General features: G+C 63.2%; 26 protein-coding genes. 13 read left to right on the top strand and 13 right to left on the bottom strand.

The genetic code is table 11. The features are described from left to right. The first annotated feature begins 37 nt into the window (after nucleotides 1-37). A complete protein-coding gene (pyrE, locus tag SynMINOS11_RS11585; protein ID WP_186548661.1) occupies nucleotides 38-607 on the top strand; it encodes an orotate phosphoribosyltransferase in 570 nt (189 codons plus the stop codon). Then, nucleotides 604-1,443 (top strand): CAF17-like 4Fe-4S cluster assembly/insertion protein YgfZ, encoded by an 840-nt coding sequence (gene ygfZ, locus SynMINOS11_RS11580; protein WP_186548659.1) that lies wholly within the window; start codon nucleotides 604-606, stop codon nucleotides 1,441-1,443. The genes pyrE and ygfZ overlap by 4 nt, the downstream gene beginning before the upstream one ends. Here the strand turns inward: ygfZ and SynMINOS11_RS11575 are convergent. After that, entirely contained in the window at nucleotides 1,380-2,819 is a 1,440-nt protein-coding gene (locus SynMINOS11_RS11575; protein WP_186548658.1) for a TM0106 family RecB-like putative nuclease, read from the bottom strand. The two genes, ygfZ and SynMINOS11_RS11575, sit on opposite strands and share 64 nt — an antisense overlap. Before the next feature lie 40 nt (nucleotides 2,820-2,859). On the opposite strand from SynMINOS11_RS11575, the gene SynMINOS11_RS11570 reads away from it, so the two are divergent. The 7 genes from SynMINOS11_RS11570 to SynMINOS11_RS11540 all read left to right on the top strand — a co-directional run bounded on the left by SynMINOS11_RS11570 (nucleotide 2,860) and on the right by SynMINOS11_RS11540 (nucleotide 10,532). After that, nucleotides 2,860-3,603 carry an MBL fold metallo-hydrolase gene (locus SynMINOS11_RS11570; RefSeq protein WP_186548656.1) on the top strand — a complete coding sequence of 248 codons (744 nt, stop codon included), beginning with the start codon at nucleotides 2,860-2,862 and terminating at the stop codon, nucleotides 3,601-3,603. After that, nucleotides 3,603-5,054 carry a phosphoglucomutase/phosphomannomutase family protein gene (locus tag SynMINOS11_RS11565; protein WP_186548654.1) on the top strand — a complete coding sequence of 484 codons (1,452 nt, stop codon included), beginning with the start codon at nucleotides 3,603-3,605 and terminating at the stop codon, nucleotides 5,052-5,054. Before SynMINOS11_RS11570 ends, SynMINOS11_RS11565 begins: the two co-directional genes overlap by 1 nt. After that, nucleotides 5,051-5,653: an RdgB/HAM1 family non-canonical purine NTP pyrophosphatase gene (gene rdgB / locus SynMINOS11_RS11560; protein ID WP_186548652.1), complete on the top strand. Its 603-nt coding sequence runs from the start codon at nucleotides 5,051-5,053 to the stop codon at nucleotides 5,651-5,653. The genes SynMINOS11_RS11565 and rdgB overlap by 4 nt, the downstream gene beginning before the upstream one ends. A gap of 77 nt (nucleotides 5,654-5,730) precedes the next feature. Continuing rightward, entirely contained in the window at nucleotides 5,731-6,771 is a 1,041-nt protein-coding gene (locus SynMINOS11_RS11555) for an SAM-dependent methyltransferase (protein WP_186550869.1), read from the top strand. Further along, nucleotides 6,768-7,823 (top strand): Glu/Leu/Phe/Val dehydrogenase dimerization domain-containing protein, encoded by a 1,056-nt coding sequence (locus tag SynMINOS11_RS11550; protein ID WP_186548650.1) that lies wholly within the window; start codon nucleotides 6,768-6,770, stop codon nucleotides 7,821-7,823. Before SynMINOS11_RS11555 ends, SynMINOS11_RS11550 begins: the two co-directional genes overlap by 4 nt. Then, nucleotides 7,820-9,007 carry an FAD-dependent oxidoreductase gene (locus SynMINOS11_RS11545; RefSeq protein ID WP_186548648.1) on the top strand — a complete coding sequence of 396 codons (1,188 nt, stop codon included), beginning with the start codon at nucleotides 7,820-7,822 and terminating at the stop codon, nucleotides 9,005-9,007. The genes SynMINOS11_RS11550 and SynMINOS11_RS11545 overlap by 4 nt, the downstream gene beginning before the upstream one ends. Next, on the top strand, nucleotides 8,991-10,532 hold the full coding sequence (locus SynMINOS11_RS11540; protein ID WP_011936705.1) for a BCCT family transporter: 1,542 nt from the start codon (nucleotides 8,991-8,993) through the stop codon (nucleotides 10,530-10,532). Before SynMINOS11_RS11545 ends, SynMINOS11_RS11540 begins: the two co-directional genes overlap by 17 nt. Here SynMINOS11_RS11540 and SynMINOS11_RS11535 read toward each other — a convergent pair whose 3' ends face one another. The 4 genes from SynMINOS11_RS11535 to fabI are packed head-to-tail and all read right to left on the bottom strand — an operon-like array spanning nucleotide 10,533 to nucleotide 13,785. Further along, nucleotides 10,533-11,993 (bottom strand): carotenoid oxygenase family protein, encoded by a 1,461-nt coding sequence (locus tag SynMINOS11_RS11535; protein ID WP_186548646.1) that lies wholly within the window; start codon nucleotides 11,991-11,993, stop codon nucleotides 10,533-10,535. Between the two features lie 22 nt (nucleotides 11,994-12,015). Next, nucleotides 12,016-12,336: a YciI family protein gene (locus tag SynMINOS11_RS11530; protein WP_186548644.1), complete on the bottom strand. Its 321-nt coding sequence runs from the start codon at nucleotides 12,334-12,336 to the stop codon at nucleotides 12,016-12,018. A 3-nt stretch (nucleotides 12,337-12,339) separates the two neighbouring features. Further along, a complete protein-coding gene (gene hisB / locus SynMINOS11_RS11525) occupies nucleotides 12,340-12,951 on the bottom strand; it encodes an imidazoleglycerol-phosphate dehydratase HisB (RefSeq protein ID WP_011936702.1) in 612 nt (203 codons plus the stop codon). A gap of 51 nt (nucleotides 12,952-13,002) precedes the next feature. Next, on the bottom strand, nucleotides 13,003-13,785 hold the full coding sequence (fabI, locus tag SynMINOS11_RS11520; protein ID WP_011936701.1) for an enoyl-ACP reductase FabI: 783 nt from the start codon (nucleotides 13,783-13,785) through the stop codon (nucleotides 13,003-13,005). A gap of 82 nt (nucleotides 13,786-13,867) precedes the next feature. Here fabI and SynMINOS11_RS11515 point away from each other — a divergent pair, with 82 nt between their 5' ends. Together SynMINOS11_RS11515 and SynMINOS11_RS11510 are read left to right on the top strand one after the other, a co-directional pair. Continuing rightward, nucleotides 13,868-14,734, top strand: a complete 867-nt coding sequence (locus tag SynMINOS11_RS11515) for an FAD-binding domain-containing protein (protein ID WP_186550867.1) — start codon at nucleotides 13,868-13,870, stop codon at nucleotides 14,732-14,734. After that, nucleotides 14,734-15,168 carry a hypothetical protein gene (locus tag SynMINOS11_RS11510; RefSeq protein ID WP_186548643.1) on the top strand — a complete coding sequence of 145 codons (435 nt, stop codon included), beginning with the start codon at nucleotides 14,734-14,736 and terminating at the stop codon, nucleotides 15,166-15,168. Before SynMINOS11_RS11515 ends, SynMINOS11_RS11510 begins: the two co-directional genes overlap by 1 nt. Here SynMINOS11_RS11510 and SynMINOS11_RS11505 read toward each other — a convergent pair. Next, nucleotides 15,158-15,691 (bottom strand): hypothetical protein, encoded by a 534-nt coding sequence (locus tag SynMINOS11_RS11505; RefSeq protein WP_011936698.1) that lies wholly within the window; start codon nucleotides 15,689-15,691, stop codon nucleotides 15,158-15,160. The genes SynMINOS11_RS11510 and SynMINOS11_RS11505 overlap by 11 nt on opposite strands. A 61-nt stretch (nucleotides 15,692-15,752) precedes the next feature. Here SynMINOS11_RS11505 and SynMINOS11_RS11500 point away from each other — a divergent pair, with 61 nt between their 5' ends. Together SynMINOS11_RS11500 and SynMINOS11_RS11495 are read left to right on the top strand one after the other, a co-directional pair. After that, entirely contained in the window at nucleotides 15,753-16,301 is a 549-nt protein-coding gene (locus SynMINOS11_RS11500) for a thioredoxin family protein (protein WP_186548641.1), read from the top strand. Nucleotides 16,302-16,321: 20 nt separating this feature from the next. Continuing rightward, complete coding sequence (locus SynMINOS11_RS11495; RefSeq protein ID WP_186548639.1) at nucleotides 16,322-17,548, top strand: DegT/DnrJ/EryC1/StrS family aminotransferase; 1,227 nt, start codon at nucleotides 16,322-16,324, stop codon at nucleotides 17,546-17,548. Here SynMINOS11_RS11495 and SynMINOS11_RS11490 read toward each other — a convergent pair. From SynMINOS11_RS11490 to nuoH, 7 genes are all read right to left on the bottom strand, one after another. After that, nucleotides 17,536-17,706 (bottom strand): hypothetical protein, encoded by a 171-nt coding sequence (locus tag SynMINOS11_RS11490; RefSeq protein WP_011936695.1) that lies wholly within the window; start codon nucleotides 17,704-17,706, stop codon nucleotides 17,536-17,538. The two genes, SynMINOS11_RS11495 and SynMINOS11_RS11490, sit on opposite strands and share 13 nt — an antisense overlap. A 37-nt stretch (nucleotides 17,707-17,743) precedes the next feature. Beyond that, nucleotides 17,744-18,241, bottom strand: coding sequence for a CYTH domain-containing protein (locus SynMINOS11_RS11485; protein ID WP_186548637.1), 498 nt, complete (start codon nucleotides 18,239-18,241; stop codon nucleotides 17,744-17,746). Nucleotides 18,242-18,244: 3 nt separating this feature from the next. Further along, complete coding sequence (locus SynMINOS11_RS11480; RefSeq protein ID WP_186548635.1) at nucleotides 18,245-19,192, bottom strand: NAD(+) kinase; 948 nt, start codon at nucleotides 19,190-19,192, stop codon at nucleotides 18,245-18,247. Between the two features lie 10 nt (nucleotides 19,193-19,202). Beyond that, a complete protein-coding gene (gene nuoK, locus SynMINOS11_RS11475; RefSeq protein WP_011936692.1) occupies nucleotides 19,203-19,523 on the bottom strand; it encodes an NADH-quinone oxidoreductase subunit NuoK in 321 nt (106 codons plus the stop codon). Between the two features lie 3 nt (nucleotides 19,524-19,526). Continuing rightward, complete coding sequence (locus SynMINOS11_RS11470) at nucleotides 19,527-20,126, bottom strand: NADH-quinone oxidoreductase subunit J (RefSeq protein WP_011936691.1); 600 nt, start codon at nucleotides 20,124-20,126, stop codon at nucleotides 19,527-19,529. Beyond that, nucleotides 20,126-20,725: an NAD(P)H-quinone oxidoreductase subunit I gene (gene ndhI, locus SynMINOS11_RS11465; protein ID WP_186548634.1), complete on the bottom strand. Its 600-nt coding sequence runs from the start codon at nucleotides 20,723-20,725 to the stop codon at nucleotides 20,126-20,128. The genes SynMINOS11_RS11470 and ndhI overlap by 1 nt, the downstream gene beginning before the upstream one ends. 71 nt (nucleotides 20,726-20,796) lie before the next feature. After that, on the bottom strand, nucleotides 20,797-21,921 hold the full coding sequence (nuoH, locus tag SynMINOS11_RS11460) for an NADH-quinone oxidoreductase subunit NuoH (protein ID WP_186548632.1): 1,125 nt from the start codon (nucleotides 21,919-21,921) through the stop codon (nucleotides 20,797-20,799). Between the last annotated feature and the right edge of the window lie 14 nt (nucleotides 21,922-21,935).

Genomic DNA, 21,935 nt, shown 5'->3' with positions numbered 1-21,935 from the left:
TCAAGGTAAAAACGATGAAGCCTCCGCGCCAGAGTTCATGACCGCTGCCGATCCTCTTCTCGAACTGCTGGCCTCGCGGGCTTACCGGCGCGGTCAGTTCACCCTGGCCTCCGGCCGCAGCAGCGAGCACTACGTCAACTGCAAGCCAGTCACCCTCAGTGGCCGCGGCGCCCAGCTGTTGGCACCGAAGTTGTTGGCCTTGGTCGAGCCCAATGCGGCGGCCGTGGCGGGTCTCACCCTCGGCGCGGATCCGATGGTCAGCTGGGTGGCCCATGCCGCCGCCCTCAGTGGCCGCGAGTTGGATGCCTTGATCGTGCGCAAGGAAGCCAAAGGCCATGGCACCGGCGCTTGGCTGGAGGGTCCGCTGCCCGAGCCCGGTGCGCGGATCACGCTGTTGGAAGACGTTGTCACCAGCGGTGGCTCGGCGCTGAAGGCCGTCAAGCAACTGCGCGCTGCTGGTTACGAACTGGAGCGGGTGGTGGCGATTGTTGATCGCGAGGAAGGTGGTGCGCCGGCTTTAGCCGCTGAAGGGCTGGAGCTCAAAGCCCTCTATCAGCTCAGCGCTGTGGCGGCCGAGCATCAGCGCAGCCAGGCGGCTCAGTCATGAGTGCAGGCGTTTGGGCGCTGCCGGCGTCCCCCTTTCGTTTCACGCTTCCGGTTGCCCGGATCCCCCTGCGGGGTGAGGGCAGTTTGCGGGTGCTGCACGGCCAAACCACCCAGGCCATTGAAGGTGCTGCCCCCGGCAGCCTGATCGAAACCTGCTGCGTTACCCCCACGGCCCGATTGGTGGCCTTGGCGGCTGTTGCGGTGCTCAGCGATGGCGCCGATTTGCTCGTCACCGCTGGCTCACCGGCTCAGGTGCATCAATCCCTTGATCGGGTCTTGTTTCCCGCTGATCGCGTGGCCCTTGGTGAGCCGCAAGCTCTGCTTTGGCATGGGCTGGTGCAGCCCGGCGGGGAGCCGGGCGGTGCTGGTTGGTCGTTGCCCGGGCAGCACTGGCTGCTGGCGGAAGGGGAGGCTTTGCCGGAACCGCTGATGGCGGCGGCGGCCTTGAGCTCCGAGCAGCAGGAGCAGCTGCGGATCCACCAGGGCATCCCCGCCCCAGGTGCGGAACTCCGCGAAGAGTTCAACCCATTTGAGCTGGGGTTGCGTCAGCGGGTCAGCCTCGAGAAGGGCTGCTATCTGGGCCAGGAAACCCTGGCCAAGCTGCACTCACGCGATGGCCTCAAGCAGCAACTGCGGCGTTTTGTGGTGGCTGATGGAGCGGATGCACCGGAGCCAGGTCAGCAGCTGCGCACCACCAGCGGGGAGCGCGGCGCTCTGGTCACCTCAGTCCAAGGGGGGCGCGGGCTGCTGCTCTTGCATCGCCGCTGCTGGGATCAATCGGAGCTTGCTGGGCTGGAGTTGTCGTTGCCCGAGGCGGCAGCGTTCGACAGCCACTGAGCCACCGCCCAGGTGGCAAGGCAGTCGTCGCGGTTGTAGCGAAGGATTTGATCGAGTTGGTGTCGCTGGTGGCGTTCACGCCATTGGCGCCACCACAACACGCAGCGGGCCCCTTCTGCGGTGGGTTGGCTCCAGCGAAAGCCCCGCCAGCTGGCCACGGCTTTGAGGCCGTAGCTGTCGACGGGCAGCCGCCAGTGCTGCCGAACGCGCTGGTGCAAATCCACCAAGCCTTGAGGTGGTTCGCTGTTTTGGCGCTCGGCCATCCGCTTTAAGGCGATCGCTTCGGTTTCGCCGTAGTGCAGCACCGGCCAGCCCGGGTGTGCGGCAAGCAGGCGTTGCAGCCGCTGCCAGAGGCGATCTTCGCCATGCTCCCGCAAGGCCAGGATCGGCCGGTAAGGGGCGCTGCCAGCGTCTTCAAAACGGCCATCGGCTCCGCGGCTTAAGGGCAGAAAGCCATGCAGGAAATCGTCTCGAGCATCGGGATCCGATTCGATGTCGTAGAGCAACACCCCGGGTGCCCCATTGAGCTCGGGTAAGGGGTCGGGGTTGTCCGCCTGCAGCGGCTCAGCGATGCCGCGCTGCTGAACGATCGCTTGGGCAATCAGCTCGGTGGCGAGTTCCGGTTGTTGGATGCCGCGCTCCTCCAGCTGTTGCAGCAACCAGTCGCCTGGGGCATCTGCGAGGGCTTGGCGATCCGCGATTCCCAGCTCTTGCAGCAGTTCCTGGCGTTTGCCGCCAATGCCGCTCACGGTGCTCAGTTCGCCTTGTGCTTCGGCCACCGCATCACAGCTGCGGCGCCAGCTGCAGAGCGTGCATTTGCGCCGGTCGTGGGTCAGTGGCGGCGGGTTGCGGCGTTTGAGGTCCTGCTGCAGCCGCGTTAAGGCGGTTTGCATTTGGTGGTTGAGGCCGCTGTGGAGGTTGAGCCGTTGGCGTTGTCCGCGGGGATTGACCAGCCAGCCCTGGCTGGCCGCAGTGCCTTGCACCGGCTCCAGCAGCCAGCCCCATAGCGCCAGGGTGAGGCGGTGCTCCCGGGTGCCGTGGCGACCCGGTTGCAGCAGTGCGGGCTGGTAGCTGAAGGTGCCCAGCTGGCTGGGTTGCGGTTTGCGCAGCAACAAGGTGGGCCGGCCGCAGATGCCGTCCCGCCGCAGCAGCAACAAACGCACCGCTGGTTCGCCCCGTTGCAGGGCCTCCAAGCCGGTGCAGTGCTCGAGCGGCTGATCAATGCATTGCTTCAAGCGCTTCTCGCGATCGGCCAGCTGCAGAGCGCGGTGCGGGTTCCAAAGCCGCTCGGCTGGATCCCCATGGCGATCCAGCCAGGCTTTGCGCCGGCAACGCAGCCAGCTGCGCAGCAAGCGGTCACTGAGCGGATGCACCATCGATTCAAGCTAGAAGGGTGCTCCGCCTGGGCCACTCGCTATGCAGCTCACCTATTTCGGCGCCAATGGCTGGTTGCTTGAGCTCGCTGGCCAGCGCCTGTTGCTGGATCCCTGGTTGGTGGGTCCACTGCGCTTCGGTGGGGCGGGCTGGTTATTTGAAGGCACGCTGCCCCGCGAGTGGCCGATTCCAGGCGATCTCGATTGTTTGTTGCTGAGCCAGGGCCTGCCAGACCATGCCCATCCCGCCACCTTGGAGCGCTTGCCCAAGGCGCTGCCGGTGGTGGGATCTGCTGCAGCGGTGCAGCAAGCTCGCCGCTTCGGTTTCACCCAGAGCGAAACCCTGCGTCCTGGCGAACGCCTGCAGCGCGGTTCGCTTGAGATTCAGGCCACCGCTGGTGCACCGGTGCCGCAGGTGGAAAACGGGTATCTGCTGCGTGGCTCAGGGGAAAGCCTCTATGTCGAGCCCCATGGCTTCTTGGATCCGGCCTTGCCGGCCGAGCCCCTCACGGCGGTGATCACACCGGTGATGGATTTAGGCCTGCCTGTGGCAGGGGCTTTTGTGAAGGGTCGTGCGGTGGTGCCGCAGCTGCTGGAGCGGTTTACACCGGCCCACCTGCTGGCCAGCACGGCGGGCGGCGATGTGGCCTACAGCGGACTGTTGCAGCAGGTGCTGCAGGCCAAAGCCAACAGTGATCAGGAGCAAGCGCAGCTGGCTGGCCGGCACCCGCACACCCGCTTCATTGATCCCGATCCAGGACACTGCTATCAGCTCAGCGCTGACTGATGTCGTCCTCACCCCTGCACCTGGAGCCTGCAGCCATCGCCTTTGGCACCGATGGTTGGCGTGGTGTGCTCGGGGTCGACATCACCATCGAGCGCCTGTTGCCGGTGGCAGCCGCTGCCGCCGCGGAGCTTGCCCATTCCGCCCCGCCTGAGCTCGAAAGCCGCACCGTGGTGATCGGCTACGACCGCCGCTTTTTGGCGCCGGAATTGGCAGCCGCCATTGCTGCAGCGGTGCGCGGAGTTGGCTTGGAACCACTGTTGGCGCAAGAACCCTTGCCCACCCCCGCCTGCAGCTGGGTGGTGGTGGAGCGGCGTGCCCTCGGCGCTCTGGTGATCACTGCCAGCCATAACCCTCCCGAGTGGCTTGGCCTCAAGATCAAGGGCCACTTCGGCGGCTCGGTGGAAGGCGATTTCACCAAGCGGGTTGAGCGGCGCCTACAGGCTGGTGGAATCACCGTGCCCGAACCCGGGGAAACCGAATGCTTTGACGGCTGGGCTGAGTACCTCCATGGCCTGCGCGGTGCGATGGACACCAATGCGCTGCGCCATGGGCTGCAGAGCTTGGGTCTCAAGGTGATCGTGGATCCGATGCATGGCTCGGCCGCTGGTGGTCTGCCGGCGCTGCTCGGGGAGGCGGTGAGCGAAATCCGCTCGCAGCGGGATCCCCTCTTTGGCGGCCATCCACCGGAGCCGCTTGCTCCTTACCTCAGCGAGTTGATTGCCCAGGTGAAAGCCAGCACAGCCGCTGGTCAGCCTGCGGTGGGCATTGTTTTTGATGGCGATGGCGATCGCATTGCCGCCATCGACGAGCAAGGGCGTTACTGCAGTACTCAATTGCTGATGCCGCTGCTCATTGATCATTTGGCCCGGGCCAGGAATCTGCCCGGCAAGGTGATCAAGACCGTGAGCGGTTCGGATTTGATGCGGCATGTTGCTGAAGACCTTGGCCGTGAGGTGGTCGAAAAGCCGGTTGGTTTCAAATACATCGCCAGCGAAATGCTCAGCGGCCAGGTGCTGGTGGGTGGTGAGGAATCGGGGGGTGTGGGCTTTGGCATGCACTTGCCCGAGCGTGATGCTGCTTTTGCAGCGCTGCTGCTGCTGGAGGCCTTGGTGGAGGGCGGCCAGCCCTTGGGTGCGCGCCTCGAGGCATTGCAGCAGCGTTGCGGCGGCGGCAGCCATTACGACCGCTTGGATTTGCGTTTGGCCGGCATGGACAGCCGCCAGCGCCTCGAGCAGCAGTTGGCTGACGCGCCTCCCAGCAGCGTTGCTGGCCTAGCGGTGCAGGAGGTGATTCGCACCGATGGCGTCAAGCTGCGGTTGGGACCCAGCCACTGGCTGATGCTGCGGTTTTCCGGCACCGAGCCACTGCTGCGCCTCTACTGCGAAGCCCCCAATGCTGAGCGTGTGGCCGAAGTCTTGGCCTGGGCCAGAGAGTTAGCGGAAGCAGCATGAGCATTCCTCATGGCCGCAGCCGAACGCTGGTGATTGCCAGCGGTAATGCCGGCAAGGTGCGCGAATTTCGGGAGCTCCTGCAGCAGCTGCCATTGGAGCTGCAGCCCCAACCCGATGGGATGGAGGTGGAGGAAACAGGACTCACCTTTGCTGAGAATGCTCGGCTCAAAGCCTTGGCTGTCGCCGCGGCGAGTGGGGCATGGGCTTTGGCGGATGATTCCGGTCTGTGCGTGATGGCTCTTGGGGGCGCTCCTGGGGTGCATTCCGCTCGCTACGCCGCCACTGATCCAGAACGGATTGCGCGGCTCTTGAGCGAGCTGGGCGACCAGGACGATCGGCGCGCCGAATTTCGCGCTGCGCTCTGCCTTGCCGATCCATCCGGGCAGGTGCTGCTTGAAGTGGAGGGTTGCTGCGCGGGTGTGATCACCACGGCCCCGCGGGGTGATTCAGGCTTTGGCTATGACCCCATTTTTGAAGTTGAGGGCTCCGCGTTGACCTTTGCAGAAATGTCGCCGGATCGAAAGCGAGCTGTGGGTCATCGCGGCCGCGCTTTTGCCCTGCTCCAGCCTGAGCTGCACAAACTTCTTAATGATCAGTAGCGCTGATCACAAAACAAGACAGTCGGCGGCGGGATTGAGGACCAATCTTTAGGTTGGCAATTGCCGCTGACGACATCATGGCCATCGCCATGACGACGGGTTACAGCGCGCAGACCGAAGGCGCATTGCGCTGCATCGAAGCCGCTTCGGACTGGGCCTTAGCTTGCGTTGATGCTCTGCCACAGCAGAGCGCTTACACCTTGATTGATTACGGCGCGGCCGATGGGGGCACAGCCGTTGGGCTGTGGAACTCCGTGTTGGACCGCCTCCACGAGCGCCAGCCCCAGGCCCACTACACGCTGGTGGGCAATGACCTGCCCAGCAACGACAACCTTGCTCTGGCCGCCAATGTGGCGCTGCAGTTGTCGCGCCCTCCCAGCCCAACGGTGCTGGTGAGCTGCCGCAGCTTCTACGAGCCGTTGATGGCGCCCGGTTCGGTCAGCTTTGGCTTTACGGCCACCGCTATGCACTGGTTGTCTCAGTCGGCAGGCGCTCTCGATACCCACACCCACGTTCAGGCCTCTGGCGATGCTGAGGCCTTGAGTCGCTTCACGGCGCAGGCCATGCGCGACTGGAATGCCCTGTTGGAGCTGCGCTCCAAGGAACTGCAGGTGGGTGGCCGTTTGTTGACGGTGAACCTCTCCCGCGATGAAGCTGGTCTCTACTTGGGTCACAACGGCGGCCGCACCCGCAATGTGCACGACCAGTTGCATCAGATCTGGCGCGAGATGGCCGATGAAGGTCGCATCAGCGCCGATCACTACCGCGCGGCCACGGTCATGAACTTCTACAAGTCACCCGATGAGTTCATGGCTCCGCTGAAGGACAGCACTTCAGCGGCTTATCGCAACGGTCTGCGCCTCATTGATCAGCGCACGGTGTATGTGGAGTGCCCCTACCGCCGGCGCTGGAAGGAGACCGGTGATACGGCCTCCTTCGCCTCTGGCTTGATGGCCACCATCCGCAGCTGGAGTCGCCACAGCTTTGCGTCAACCGCTGGCGATGCCGCCGCTGATGAGCTCTACGGGCGCCTGGAGAAACGCATTGCTGCGGCTCCTGATGAATGGAGCCTCGATTACGTCGAGCACCATCAAATGATGGAAAAGGTGGCCGCATGAGGAGTGCCGATTCCAGCAGTCCACAGGTGCGCGTGCTGGCGGAGCACATCTCTGATCACCTCTCGGTTTTTGTGGTGGCCGAGAACACCGATGCTGAGCGGCCGGCCAATGGCGGCCTGAGGCTGCTCTCCTACGACAGCGACGCCACCTGCAAAGCCGATGGCCATCGCTTGGCCAGCTTGATGACCAACAAGCATTCCTTGTATGGCACAGGCTTTGCCGGCGGCAAAGTGGTGGCTCGCGCTGCCAATCCGGCAGCGGTGAAAGACGAGCTGATCAATGTGACCGCTGAGCTGCTGGAGTCGCTCGGTGGGGCGATGATCACCGGCTGCGATCTCAATACCAGCCTTGAGGACATGGAGCGGCTGACCGCTCTGACGCCCCATGTGTTGGCCGCTGTTGGCAGCCCCGTCGATGCCAGTAGTGCCACCGCGTTCGGCACGATTGGTGCCGTGGAAGCGGTGCTACAGGACAGCCTGGATCAGGCGCCCGCTGGTCGGGCGTTGGTGCATGGCTGCGGCGCCGTTGGCGGACCGGTGGCAAAGGCCCTCATTGCCAGCGGTTGGCAGGTCTTCACGGTGGATATGGATTCGGCTCGGGCCCAGATCAGTGGGGCGACCCCCTTGGATCCAGGCTCGGCCTGGTGGACCCAGGAGCTCGACTTGCTGCTCCCTTGCTCGATTTCTGGTCTGATCACCGCTGAGATCAGTGCTGCCTTGCAGGTGAAGTCGGTGGTCCCAGCGGCCAATGCACCCTTCGCCGATCCAGACTTGGCCGAGCAGATGCGGCTGCGGGGAGTGCGGGTGTTGCCTGATCCCTTGGTCAATGCCGGAGCGGTGATCGCTGACTCCATTGAGCGCTTTGCCCCAGAGGCTTGGAAACAGGCCAGTCCAGAGCAGGTGTACGCCTTTGTTCGCCAGGCTGTTCGCGATCGCGCTAGCGATTTCCTGGCCCAACGGGATCGGGGCCTCAGTGTTGGTGAAGCATTGATGCATGTGGCTGCCGGCAGTAGCCAGGACCCCATTGGCCTCAGTTTTGTGTTGCCCGCATGAGCACCCAATCCCTTCCCAGCCGCGCTGCGGTGGTGATCATTGGCGGTGGCATGGCTGGACTCAGCTGTGCCTCGTCCCTGGCCCAGCAAGGGGTCAATGATGTTGTGTTGCTAGAGGCCAAAACCCTGGCCCACGCCGGAGCCAGCAGTTTCGGCGAATCCCGCATGTTCCGGGAGATGTATTCAGATCCGGTGCTTTGCCGGCTGGCCCAAGAGGCCAACCGCCTCTGGCGCGAGGAGGAGCAGCGCTCAGGCGAAATCCTGCGCCAGACCCACGGCTTGCTCTTCTACGGCGAAAGCTGGGATGAGGAGACGATCGAAGGTTCGATCCCGGGGGCACGCCGGGTGATGGATGACCAGGGCATTCCCTATGAAGCCCTGACCGCTCAGCAGATTGTTGAGCGGTTCCCGCTCAAGCCCAGGGCTGATTTCAGCGGTTTGTTTGAGCCCACGGCCGGGGCTGTTCGCAGTGATCGGGTGATCGCCCACTGGACGCGGACAGCGCGCGCCGCAGGACACCAGCTGATCGAGCATTGCCCTGTTCAGGCCGTCGATCCCAGCTCAGGGCGGGTCAGCCTCCAGAGCGGTGAGCAGATCGAGGCTGACCAGGTGGTGGTGGCCTGCGGCATTTGGAGCCAGCTGCTGCTCGCTCCCCATGGCTTGGCCCCCAAGCTTGAGGTGTGGCCCATGCTGTGGGCCCACTACACCGTTGACCCGGCCCTGGCCGATCGCTATCCCCAGTGGTTCTGCTTCCAGAAGGCCCAAGGTGATGACGGAGGCCTGTATTACGGCTTCCCGGCGTTGAGCCGCACCGAGGACGGCCGCCCCAAGATCAAGGCCGGCATCGATTGGGCTCCCGAAGAGCTGCGGGTGGCCGAACCCAATGCCATGCGCAAGGACCCTCCGCCGCGGTTGGTGCAGCTGCTCGATGACTTCCTGTTCAACAACCTCAGCGGTGTGCAGGAGCGCGTTGAAACGGTGATCAGCCCCTATTCGATGGCTTCTGATGTGAATTTCGTCCTTGATCGTCTGGCGCCGCGGCTGAGTTTGTTCAGTGGCGGATCCGGTCAGGCGTTCAAGTTCGCGCCTCTGATTGGCACCTCCCTCGCCCGTCTGGCCATGGGCTTGGCCCCCACCGTTGATCTGTCCTGCTGGAGCCGAGAGCGTGATGCCGTCCGAATCTGATCGTCACTGGCTGAAGCAGCCGCCGCTGTGGGTGGGCGCTGGTCCCCTGCTGGTGTTTTTGGTGATGGCCGCGGTGGATCTCAAGCTGGCCACCGCCTTCACCGAAGGTGGTAAGGCCATCATCAGCAATTGGCTGGGCAGCACCTGGCAATGGATGGTGGCGCTGCTGTTCTTGATTGCAGCGGCTCTGGCCATTAGCCCAGTCGGCCGGCTCAAGCTGGGCGGAGCCGAGGCCAAGCCAAGCCTCAAGTTGTTTGATTGGTGCGCCGTGCTGATCTGCACGCTGCTGGCCGGTGGCGGGGTGTTTTGGTCGGCCGCGGAACCGCTGTTCCATTTCCAATCCCCGGCCCCCTATTTCGAAGGGGTGAGCGGCAGCACCGAAGCCGCCGTTGATCCAGCCCTCGCGGTGAGCTTTTTGCACTGGGGCTTTTTGGCCTGGGCGCTGGTGGCCACCACGGTCACGATCACCTTTTCGGTGCTGGAGCGCCGCGGTGAACCCCTGCGGCCCCGCAGTTTGCTGGTCCCCCTGGTGCCTCGCGGTTGGGTGGATGGGACCCTCGGCCATCTCTGCGATGGTCTCTCTGTTGTGGCGGCGATTGCAGGCACCGTCGGCCCCCTGGGTTTCCTCTCCCTGCAGCTCAGCAATGCCGCGGGGCAGTTGCCGGGCTTGGCTGATAGCGCTGGTTTGCAGTCGCTGGTGGTGCTGCTGCTGACAGCAGTGTTTGCCACCTCAACGGTGAGCGGCATCCAAAAGGGCATCAAATGGCTCTCGGAGCTCAACGTTTGGCTCACCCTCGGTTTAGGTGCGGCGTTGTTGGTGCTTGGCCCTGGGGTGTGGTTGGCTCAGCACTTCTTCAGCTCGTTTGGGCTGTACCTCAGCCGTTTGCCCCAGATGGCGCTGGCTTCCAATGACGGCAGCAGCAATTGGGTCAATGGCTGGACGGTCTTCTACTGGGGCTGGTTTTTGGGCTACGCCCCGCTGATGGGGCTGTTCACCGCGCAAGTGAGCCGCGGGCGCAGCGTGCGCGAGCTGGTGCTGGCGGTGGCGATTCTGTGCCCGCTGGTCACCAACATCTGGTTCACCTTGCTGGGTGGGAGCGGCCTCTATCTGGAGCTGGCCAATCAAGGCTCCATCACCGGACCGTTGGCGGAGAGCGGTGCTGCTGCGGCTCTGCTGGCGATCCTCACCCAGTTGCCCCTGGCCTGGTTGTTGATTCCCGCCGGGTTGTTGCTGGTGGTGCTGTTCATGGCCACCAGCGCTGATTCGATGAGCTATGCCGCTGCGATGGTGGTCAGCGGTCAGAGCCAGCCGCCTGCTGTGTTGCGCTTGTTCTGGGCGCTGATGATCGGCAGCCTCACCTTGGTTCTGCTTCGCATTGGCACCAGCCTGGGCGACAGCACCAGCATCAATGCCTTGCAGGCTTTCATCGTGATTGCGGCGGTTCCTGTCACCCCGCTGGTGCTCACCACGCTGTGGACAGCACCGCGCTTGGCTTGGCGGGAATGGCAGCGGCAGCAGGGCTGATCAGCTGGCCTGCACCCAGCTGCCGTGCAGGCCGTGGGGAATCGCTAAGGGCAGCTCGAAAACGGCCTGCTCGTTGAGTGTGCTGGCATCAAGGATCACCAGATCGCTTGCGCAGCGGGCCCCATTCCAGACCAGACACAGCACCCAGCCATCGTCTTCGGCTGTAGCGCCAGGGTTGGCCACCATGACCGGTTCACTGACAAAGCCCCGAGGGGCGGCGCTCCACACACGGCTCTCGCCGCTGGCCAAATCCAGCTTGCGAATCGCTTGCAGCGGATCGTTGCCCTGCTCGCGCTCGGCCACGGCCATCCAGCTGTAGCGAGCCTGGAGGCCCACCCGGTTGGGATTGACCATCGCAAATTCGCAGCAGCGCTCGCTGAGCCGCTCCCGCTGAGCTGTCGCCGTTTCGGTGTCGATGCGGCAACGCTCCAGCAGGCCTTCGGGGATCTGCTCAAAGTCGACTTCGCGGAAGTCGACCCCCGGTCCGATCGAGGGGAAATCGTCGTAGACGATGCTTTCGAGCACCACCGTGTTGCCCTCTTCCCATGCGTTGAGGTGATGGAAGACAAAACCTTCCGGCGCGTCGATGACCTTGGCGCTTTGGCCGGCGAAGGCTCCGCTATCGCGCGGAACCAACCAGAACTTGGCCTGTCCTTTGGGGTTGGATTCCAGGCACTGGGCGGCACCCTTTTGCCCCAAAACAAACGGCAGCGGGTTGAAGTTGATTGCGTTTTGCCAGAACACAGCCCAGTTGGGCGTGATGGCGAAATCATGCAAGAAGGCAAAGCCGTTGAAGCTGTCGCGGCGGTCATGCAGGAGGCTGCCGTCGGCCGCGAATTCCATCAGCCGCACCGTGCTGCGTGGTCCGGTTTTGACGCCGAAGGTCACCATGCGCGGATCGCCGTGGTGGCCGGGATCAAAGCGGGGATGGGCGCTGAAGGCTTCACCAGGCTTGAGCACCCCGTTGAGGCGGCTCAGGCCGCGGGTTTCCAGGCTGTCTGGATCAAGGGCATGGGGTTCGGCGGCTTCCCAGAGGGCCAACAGGTCATCGCCTAAACGCACCACACCGGTGTTGGCAATGTTTTTCAGGCGCAGATCAAAGGCATTGGCCATCACCCCGCCTGGCTTTTGGCTGCCAAATACGCCGCGGTAGAGCACCTTGCCGGCGGCTTCTTCAGCTAGCCAGCCTTCGGTGCGCACAAAGCGGTTGCTCAGCTGCAGCCGGCCACCGGCCAGTTGCAGCGCGGTGATCATGCCGTCGCCATCAAAGGGGTGATGCAGCCATTGGCCGCCACGTTCCAGCCGGCCAGGGCCATTGCGATACAGCACCCCGGCCAGCGCATCGGGGATCTGGCCGCGCGTGGGCTCCAGCACCACATCGCTGAGCTCTTGCCCCACATTGCGAAAGGCACTGGACCAGTCGCTGCGGGTGTAGCTCGGAGCTGCAGGGGCAGCGGTCATGTCGGGCCGGCGGTGGCCCCCATCATCTCGTGAAGGACTGTGAAGGTGCGTCGGTGCCCAATTGCCCCACGCTGCTGATCCATTCCTGCAGCTCCCACTCCACCCCACCACTGAGCAGCATCGGGTCATGCTGGATCAAGGTCAGCGCGGCGTCGTAGTCGCTGGCTTGCAGCAGCAGCAAGCCCCCACCGCCAGGCTTCCCCTCGCCATCGACTAGAAAGCCGCTGCTGATCTCGATTCCCTGCTGGCGGCAGTCCGCCACCCAGCGCTTGTGGGCTGCGATCGCCTGTTTGAGCTCAGCAGCTGGCCGCCGAAAGGTTTCCTGCTTGATGAACCAGCGCACGCCTCAACCTGTGGTGCCGGCTTGCTCGAGCACCCCTTTGCTGCTGGGAATTGCGCTGGCGCGGCGCGGATCGATTTCGGTGGCCATGCGCAACGCGCGGGCGAAGGCCTTGAAGCAGGCTTCAACGATGTGGTGTGAATTCACCCCATCGAGTTGGCGGATGTGCAGGGTCAGCCCAGCGTTGTTGGCCACGGCAACAAAGAATTCTTTGACCAGCTCGGTGTCGTAGCTGCCAATTTTTTGCGCTGGGATGGCCAGGGAATAACTCACGTGCGGCCGGCCGGAGCAGTCGAGCGCCACCTGCACCAAGGCCTCATCGAGGGGGGCCACAAAGTGGCCAAAGCGGTGGATGCCGCGGCGATCGGCAAGGGCTTGCCCGAGCGCTTGGCCCAAGGCAATGCCCACATCCTCATTGGTGTGGTGATCGTCGATGTGGGTGTCACCAGTGGCGCTGATCGTCAGATCAAACAGCCCATGGCTGGCCAGTTGATGGAGCATGTGATCGAGGAAGGGCACGCCGGTGCTCACCTCGCATTGGCCACTGCCATCCAGGCCGATGGCCACACGGACCTCGGTTTCTCCGGTGACGCGATGGATGTTTCCTTGCCGGCCCATGCCCGATCGCCATTCACCCCATGCTGACAGGCCTGGGCGATCGGTCCAGGCTCACATGCCGTTGACGCAGTAGCCGGCATCCACATAGATGGTTTGCCCGGAGATGCCACTGGCCAGATCACTCAGCAGGAAGGCGGCGGTGCCGCCCACTTCCATCTGGGTCACGGTGCGGCGCAGCGGAGCTTTCTCTTCCACGTTGTGGATCATGTCGAGGATGCCGCCGATGGCGGAGCTCGCCAGGGTGCGGATCGGGCCAGCGCTGATGGCGTTGACGCGCACCTGCTTTTCAGGGCCCAGTTCGGCGGCCAGATAACGGACGGACGCTTCCAGGGCGGCCTTGGCCACGCCCATGACGTTGTAGTTGGGGATCGCCCGTTCGGCCCCCAGGTAGGAGAGGGTGATCACGCCAGCTTTTTCGCTGAAGAGCGGCTTGGCGTAGGCGCAGAGCGGCGCCAAGGAGTAGGCGCTGATCTCCAGGGCCCGGGCAAATCCGGCGGCGGTGGTGGCGCTGTAGTCGCCAATCAATTCTTCTTTGCCGGCGAAGGCCAGGCAGTGCACCAGGCCATCCAGCACGCCCCACTTCTCCTTGATTTCGTTGAACACCGCCTCCATCTGGGCGGGGTCTTGCACGTTGAGTGGCAGAAACAGGCTGGGCGCTAGGGGTTCGGTGAGTTCACGAACCTTGGCCTCAAAGCGGCCCTTGTCATCGGGCAGGTAGGTGATGCCCAGCTCAGCGCCAGCGGCCTTGAGTTGCTGGGCAATGCCCCAAGCGATGGAGCGGTTATTGGCGATGCCGGTAACGAGGATCTTCTTGCCGGTGAGATCGAGCAGCATCGGGGCGGTCCTGCAGGGCGGAATCGCGCGATTCTCCCCCATGCCCCGCCAAGATCGGCGTTCAGTCGACCAGCTCGCTCCGGTGCCCGCTGCTTCTTCTTCTCTGGATCCTGGTGATCTGCCGCGCCAATTGCCCAATCGGGAGGCGCTCAACAGCCTGCTGCAGCAGGAATTTCCTGAGGCCTCAGGGGAGCTCAGCCCGATTCGTGGTGGTCGTAAAGCTGCGGAGATGCGGCTGAGCAAGGTGGACCCAGCCCGCTATGCCCGCAGCCGCAACCACTTGGAAGGAATGGTCACCGGCCTCTCGCCCTACATCCGCCATGGGGTGTTGAGCCTGGCGGAGGTGCGTGAAGCGGTGTTCCGGCGGATTCGTCACCGCGATGAGGGCGGCAAGTTGATCAATGAATTGGGCTGGCGCGATTTTTGGCAGCGCATGTGGCTTGAGCTCGGCGATGCCATTGCTGAAGACCAAGAGGAGTACAAAACCGGCCATCCGGCGTCGAGCTACAGCCGCGAATTACCGCAGGACGTGCGCGATGGCTGCACCGGGCTGGCCTGCATGGACGGGTTTCGTGAGCAGTTGGTCACCACCGGTTGGCTGCACAACCACGCCCGCATGTGGCTGGCCGCCTATGTGGTGCACTGGCGCCGGGTGCATTGGCGGGCTGGAGCCGATTGGTTCCTCGAGCATCTGCTCGATGGTGATCCTGCGAGCAACCACTTGAGTTGGCAGTGGGTGGCCAGCTGTTTCAGCCACAAGCCCTACTTCTTCAATCGCGACAACCTCGAGCGCTACAGCAATGGCCGCTACTGCCGAGCCTGCAGTTGCGCCGATCGCTGCCCCTTAGAAGGCAGCTACGAAGCCCTTGAGTCGCAGTTGTTTGCTGTCAGCCAACCAGTGCGAGCGGTGCCCGCCCGCGGCAAGAGCAAAAGCAAGAGGAAACGCTGATGGATCTCACCAATCCGATTGTTTGGGTTCACGAGGAGGCCCTTGGCCCGGCCAACCCCGCCCTGCAGGACCACCCCAAAGCCCCGGCCCTGTTTGTGTTTGATCAGGCCTGGATTGAGGCGCAGAACATCAGCCGCAAGCGTCTTGGCTTTCTGTATGAATGCGCGCTGGAGTTGCCACTCACCTTGCGCAAAGGCGATGTGGTGCAGGAGGTGTTGGCGTTTGCCCAGCGCCACGGGGCCGACGGGGTGGTCACCAGCGCGCCTGTGGCCCCGCGCTTGAACCGCTTCGCCACCCGGATCAACCGCGAACTGCCGTTGTGGATCCTCGATGGAGATCCGTTTGTGGAGCTGCCACGCACGCCCCGCTTGGGCCGTTTCAGCCGCTATTGGCGTGAGGCAGAGCCCGTGGTTTGGGAGAGCTTCAGGGGGTAGTTGGCGGCGCGTTTTGCAGCATCTGCTGTTCATCGCTGCGCAGCTGGCTGGGGTCAGGCCAGAGGTCTCTGGCCCCAAGCGGCGGGAGTTCCTCGACCACCACTTGATCGGCTTGCTTGGGCGGCTCACGCCACTGGAAGGTGGCCTTCGGCGCACGGGTTTTGCAGAGGGCTTCTGTTTCGCTGCGCAATTGGCGCATCACTTCGCCGTTGCTCACCACCTCGAAAAACTCGTCTCGACTGGCCAATCCTGAGCTGAAGGGGGCGCTGCCATTGCCGTTGAACAGGCGAGCCGGGTCGGCATTCCAGAGCGGTTGGCAGACCCCGGCTTGGCGGGTATCGGTATCAAGCCAAATGTGCACCCCATAGCCATCCGGTTGGTTCACCACCGCCAGCCCGTCGTGGGGCTGCGTGCGGCTGAGGGGATAAACCCGCATCCCTTGGCTGATGTTGGTTTGGCAGCTCACCAACGCGAGCATCAGGCCAGTGGTGGTGAGCGGGCGGAGCAGCCGCAGGGGAACCATGCGGGAGTGACCAGTCGGCTGGAGGGTTCCTCTAGCTTGCCGAGATCTGGCGATTTTGCTTGTGGCACTCACCGCTTCGACGATGCTGCCGCTGGGAACGCCGTTGCCGCCGTTCAGTCTTCCCACGGTGGAAGGAGGCACCTGGTCAACGCAGCAGCTCGATCGCCGGCCGCTGCTGGTGCTGTTCATCTGCGCCCACTGCCCCTACGTCAAACACGTGGAAGCCAGCCTCAGCGCCATGGCGCAGGACTTCAGCGCTGAGTTGCAAATGCTGGCCATCAGCAGCAACAGCGTGATCACCCATCCGCAGGATGCACCGGAGCATTTGCTGGCTCAAAAGCTACGCTGCGGCTGGGATTTTCCCTACTTGCACGATGTGGATCAGCAGGTGGCGCGGTTGTTCCAGGCCGCCTGCACCCCTGATCCCTATCTGTTCGATGGCGATAAGCGCTTGATTTATCGCGGGCAGCTGGATGCCAGTCGCCCCAGTTCGGGCCAGGCCAGCGATTGTGCGGATCTGCGGACCGCTTTGGCAGCCTGGAAGGCTGGACAGCCGCCGTTGCTGCAGCAGCATCCAGCCATGGGCTGCAATATCAAGTGGCAGCCCTAAAGCCGCTTAAGCTTTCCTGCATGACTGTCCCCCCCTTTGACCTCAGCGTCCAGCTGTCAGATCTGGGGGACGAGCTCGAACACGCCGTACTCGACGTCCTGCGCAGTGGCCAGTACATCGGTGGTCCAGTAATTCAAGGCTTTGAGAAGGCCTTCGCCAGTTTCTGCAGCAGTGAGCACGCCATTGGCTGCAACAGCGGCACCGATGCTCTGGTCTTGGCCCTCAGGGGCCTTGGCGTGGGCCCAGGCGATGAGGTCATCACCGCCTCCTTTAGCTTTTTTGCCACAGCCGAAGCCATCAGTGCTGTTGGCGCCAAGCCGGTGTTTGTGGATGTTGATCCAAAGACCTACCTGATCGATCTGGAGCAGATGGAGGCGGCCATCACGCCGGCCACCAAGGCGCTGCTGCCGGTGCATTTGTTTGGTCGTCCTGTGGACATGGAGGCGCTCAGCGCCATCGCCCGGCGCCATCAGCTGCTGGTGATTGAGGATTGCGCCCAAGCCACTGGCGCGAGCTGGGCCGGCCGGCCCGTGGGCAGCTGGGGTGATGCCGGTTGCTTCAGTTTTTTCCCCACCAAGAACCTGGGTGCCGCTGGTGATGGTGGTGCTGTGACCTGCCAGGACGCTGAGCTGGCTCAGCGCATTCGCGAGCTGGCTGTGCATGGCATGCCCCGCCGCTATCTCCACACCAACCTTGGCTACAACAGCCGCTTGGACGCTCTGCAGGCGGCGGTGTTAACCGTCAAATTGCCTCGCCTGAACGGTTGGCTCGAGCGTCGCCGCGCGGTGGCTGCGCGTTACCAAGACGCCCTTGCAACCCGGCAGGGTGTGCAGCTGCCTGATGCAGGCCCTGAGGGCCACAGCTGGAATCAGTTTGTGGTTCGGGTGCCAGCGTGTGATGCCGGCTCCGTTGCCTGTGGGGGAAGTTGCGCGCCATGTCCGTCGAGCGCTGAGCATGGCTTGCCGGAAGGCCGTTGCCGCAACTGGCTGCAGAGCGATCTGCGCGAGCGCGGGGTCAACACGATCATCTACTACCCCATTCCCATTCACCGTCAGCCCGCCTATGCGGATCTGGGGTATGCGCCCGGCAGTTTGCCGATCACCGAACATCTCGCCGCTGAGGTGTTGAGTCTGCCGATCTTCCCGGAGATCACCGCAACCCAGCAGGAGCAGGTGATTCAAGCTCTCGGCGGCGTTAGCCGCGTGATTCCTTTGGGTGCAACGGAAGACGCAGCTCAGGCGGCCTGAGCCGTTCCACTGCCGTTGCCATCGGCTTCATCCACCAAGGTGACCAGGGTGAAGTCGTTTTCCTCGAAGCCAAACAACTCGGCGTAGGCCAGGCATGCGGAAGCATCGCTGCCGGCGTAGCGCAGGACCCCCTGGTTGTCGTAGAGACCGGTGGTCACAGCCGTTGCTCAGCCAGATGTAAGGAACCACGCAATCTTAAGAGAATCTGTTGCCTCTTGAATAGGCCTCCAGCTCGCTCCACGGCCGCATGGCTAAGGCGGCATTGCTGAGCTCGCCGCGACCGGTGATTTCCTCGCCGCACCAGGACGGGATCGTCAGCTGGGCTTCGGGGTCGGAGCGTTCCACCTCGGCGATCACGAGCGGCGCATTGGCTCCGGCAAAGACATCCACAACCCAGTCACCGCCTGGGCAGTTCAGATGGTGCCGGGTTTTCTCCACCCGCCTGGGGGTGAGGGCGAGCAAGGCCTCGGCATCAGCTGCCGGGATCGTGTACTCGAACTCCTGGCGAATTTCCGGGTTGTTGGTGGGTGCTTTCAAGGTCAGCCAGGCGTGTTGTTGGCTGCGCCGCACCCGCACCACTACCGCCCCTTGGCCTTCGCTGAGGTAGCCCTGGTCGAGTTGTTCGTGCTTGACGCTCAGCTCCTGCCAGGCCTCTGAAACCACGAAAAAGCGCCGTTCGATCTCAAGGGCCATGGCTTAGTTCTGCGATGGCATGGCATCGGTGAGGCTGCCGGCCCAATGAAGCTTGCGGCTCAAATTGCTGAAGTAGGAGGGCTGTTGTTCCAAGGCCACCAGCCGGGCATGGTGATCGGCCTGCTGCACGATGCAGCGATCACCTGGCTCCAATTCGCCGGCCAGGGCTCCGTCTTTCCACAGTTTCACCCGCCGGGCGCTGTCGCCCACCGGCCAGATCGCCAGGATCGACCTAGGCGGCACCACCACCGGCCGGCTGGAGAGGCTCATCGGGCAGATCGGATTGACAACGATGGCATCGATGGCTGGGTGCAGGATTGGCCCACCCGCTGCCATGGCGTAGCCGGTGGAGCCCGTGGGTGAGGCCACGATCAAGCCATCGCCTTGGTATTGCCCCACCACTTCGCCATCGATCTCCACCTCCAAGCGGCAGGTGGGTGTGGCTTCTTCCTGGGCGGGCCGCAGATAGAAGTCGTTCAGCGCCAAATGGCAGAGCTGGCCCTGCTTGTCGTGGTGATCACCGCTATCGGGGATTCCATCGCCGCGGTCAATGCTGGCTTGCAGCATCAGCCGTTGGGTGAGGGCGTAATGGTGGTCTTCCAGGCGCTGCCATAGCCCCGAACCATCCCCACTCAACAGCGATTCCAGCAGCACGAATTCGTGGGTCAGAAAGCCCAGGTGGCCCCCCACGTTGAAGCTCAAGATCGGCACATCCAGTGCCGCCAAATACCGGGCAGCACTGAGAACTGTGCCATCGCCCCCCAGCACCAGCACCAGATCGGGAAGCCGGTCATCAGCCAATAGGCCTGGATAGGGGTTGGTCGTGAGCCCACTGGTGGCGCAGATCACCGCGCATCCGCGGGCTTCCAGCTGCTCGCGGCAGCGGCTGGCAATCCGCTGGGCGGTTTGGCTACCGCTGCGGACAATCACCCATACCCGCCGCAAGTCCATGGGTTACTGGCTACCAGCGCAGCAGGTTGAAACGCTCCATATCCACTGTGTCGCGGTTGCGGTAGAGCGACAACAAGATCGCCAAGCCAACAGCGGCTTCCGCTGCGGCAACGGTGATCACAAAAATGGCGTACACCTGGCCGCGGATTTCAGTGCCATCGAGATAGCTGGAGAAGGCCATCAAGTTGATGTTCACGCCATTGAGCATCAGCTCGATGCTCATCAGCACCCGCACCGCGTTGCGGCTGTTGATCAGACCCCAGACCCCGATGCAAAACAGGGCAGCAGCAATGGTGAGGTAGGCCTCGAGGGGGATATCAATCGACGACATGGCTTAGGGCTTCTCCATCAGTAGGGGAGTGCGGGCTTTTTCGATGAGGCCCTGATCAACGCTTTCACCGGTGCCGATATCGGTGGCCAGAACATCGCGCCGGGCCAGAACAATGGCGCCGATCATCGCCATCAACAGCAGCACCGAAGCCAGCTCAAAGGGCAGTAGGTAATCACTGAAGAAGTGCTCACCCAGTCGGATCACAGCGTCCTCGCCGATGGCAGCAGGTCCCGGTGTGGCCCAGGGGGTGCTGAAGGCCACGCGGAGCAGCAGAGCAAATAAGCCAATGCAAACCCCAGTCGAGAGCACCCTTCGCAGGCCAACGCCGGGGGATGCTCCCATGGCTTCTTTCTTGTTCACCAGCATGATCGCGAAGAGGATCAAGACGTTGACCGCTCCCACGTAGATCAGGATCTGGGCGGCAGCAATAAAGCTGGCGTTGAGCATCAAATAGAGCCCTGCCACCGAGAGGAACACCCCTCCCAACAGGAAGGCGGCGTAAACGATGTTGGGCAGCATCACCACACCCAGGGCGCCCACCACCACGGCCAAGGCCAGCACGCCGAACACGATCAGCTGGGTGATTTCAGCAAGGGGGGGCATTAGTTGGTCTCCTCCGACTTGGGTAGGTCTGCCAAGACATGCTCAGGCAGTTTGCCGGCCCGCGGGCGATTGGGGTCCACACCATGGGGGTCCATCTCGCCTTTCGGCAGGTAAGCCAACTCCCGCAGAGCCACCACAGCAGGGTCGGTGGTGACGTTGGTGGGCAAACGGCCCAGGGCAACGTTGTCGAAGTTCAGGCTGTGGCGATCAAAGGCCGCCAGCTCGTATTCCTCTGTCATGGAGAGGCAGTTGGTGGGGCAGTACTCCACGCAGTTGCCGCAGAAGATGCACACCCCGAAATCGATGGAGTAGTTGCGAAGCTCCTTTTTCTTGGTGGCCTTGTTCATCACCCAATCCACCACGGGCAGGTTGATGGGGCAGACCCGAACGCAAACCTCGCAGGCGATGCACTTGTCGAATTCGTAGTGGATCCGCCCGCGGTACCGCTCCGAGGGAATCAGCTTCTCGTAGGGGTACTGGACCGTGACCGGTCGGCGCCGCAGGTGATCAAAGGTGACCGAAAGACCGCGCGCGATGTTCTGACTCGCGCTGACGGCGTCTTTGGTGTAATCACCGACCTGCTTGAGAAAGCCGAACATGGAGGCGAGGAGGGGCGGAGCGGATAGGCGTTGGGTCAATCATGACCCGCTTTGGGCTGGCTTGAGGGCGCTTAGCCGCCAAAGACGGCAGGAAAAGCAAGTTTTAAGGCGGCGGTCACCAGCAGGTTGACCAGGGCGATCGGCAGCAGAAACTTCCAGCCGAAATCCAGCAGTTGGTCGATGCGCACGCGGGGCACGGTCCAGCGCAGCAGGATCGCGGTGAAGACCAGGACATAGGCCTTCAGCACCGTCATCACGATGCCCACCGATCCGGTGATGACTTGCACCAAGGGGGCATCAATCGGCTGACCTAGCCAGCCGGCCAGGGTTTCCACCGGCAGGGGGAAGCCCCAGCCGCCCAGATAGAGCACAGCCACCAGCAGGGCTGAGAGCACCAAGTTGATGTAGCTGCCGAGGTAAAAGAGGGCAAATTTCATGCCCGCGTACTCGGTCTGGTAGCCGGCCACCAGCTCTTCTTCCGCTTCAGGCAAGTCGAAGGGGAGGCGTTCGCATTCGGCCAGGGCGCAGATCCAGAAGATCAAAAAGCCCACCGGTTGGCGCCAGATGTTCCAACTCAAAATTCCAGCACCGGTTTGCTGATCGACGATGTCGACGGTGCTGAGCGAGTTGGTCATCATCACCACCGCCAGCACCGCCAGGGCCAGGGGGATTTCGTAGCTGATCGATTGGGCTGCAGCCCGCAGGCCGCCCAGCAGCGAATACTTGTTATTGCTCGAGTAGCCACTCATCAGCAGGCCAATGGGCTGAATGCTGCTGAGGGCCACCCAGAGGAAAATTCCAACTCCCACATTGCTGATCAGCAGGTTCTGGCCAAAAGGCACGATCAGCCAGGACAGGATCACCGGGACCACCACCAGCACCGGTCCGAGGGTGAACAGCAGGCCATCGGCCCGTGCCGGGACGATGTCTTCTTTAACCAGCAGCTTCAGGCCATCTGCCAGGGGCTGGAGGATGCCAAGGGCACCGGCGTATTCAGGGCCAATGCGCTGCTGAACCGCAGCGGAAATCTTGCGCTCCAGCCACACCGTCACCAGCACGCCAACTACGGCAGCCACCAGCACCAGCAGCATTGGCAGGGGCAGCCAGATCAGCCGGCTGAGCCCAGGGCTAACGCCGCCAGCTTCCAGCAGGCCCCGGAAGCCAGTTTCTAAATCGAGGGTGAACGCGGTGCTCATCAGCGCAGACCGTT

Source organism: Synechococcus sp. Minos11 (assembly GCF_014279855.1).
Taxonomy (GTDB): Bacteria; Cyanobacteriota; Cyanobacteriia; order PCC-6307; family Cyanobiaceae; genus RCC307.
This window is presented reverse-complemented; position numbering and strand designations above follow the sequence as displayed.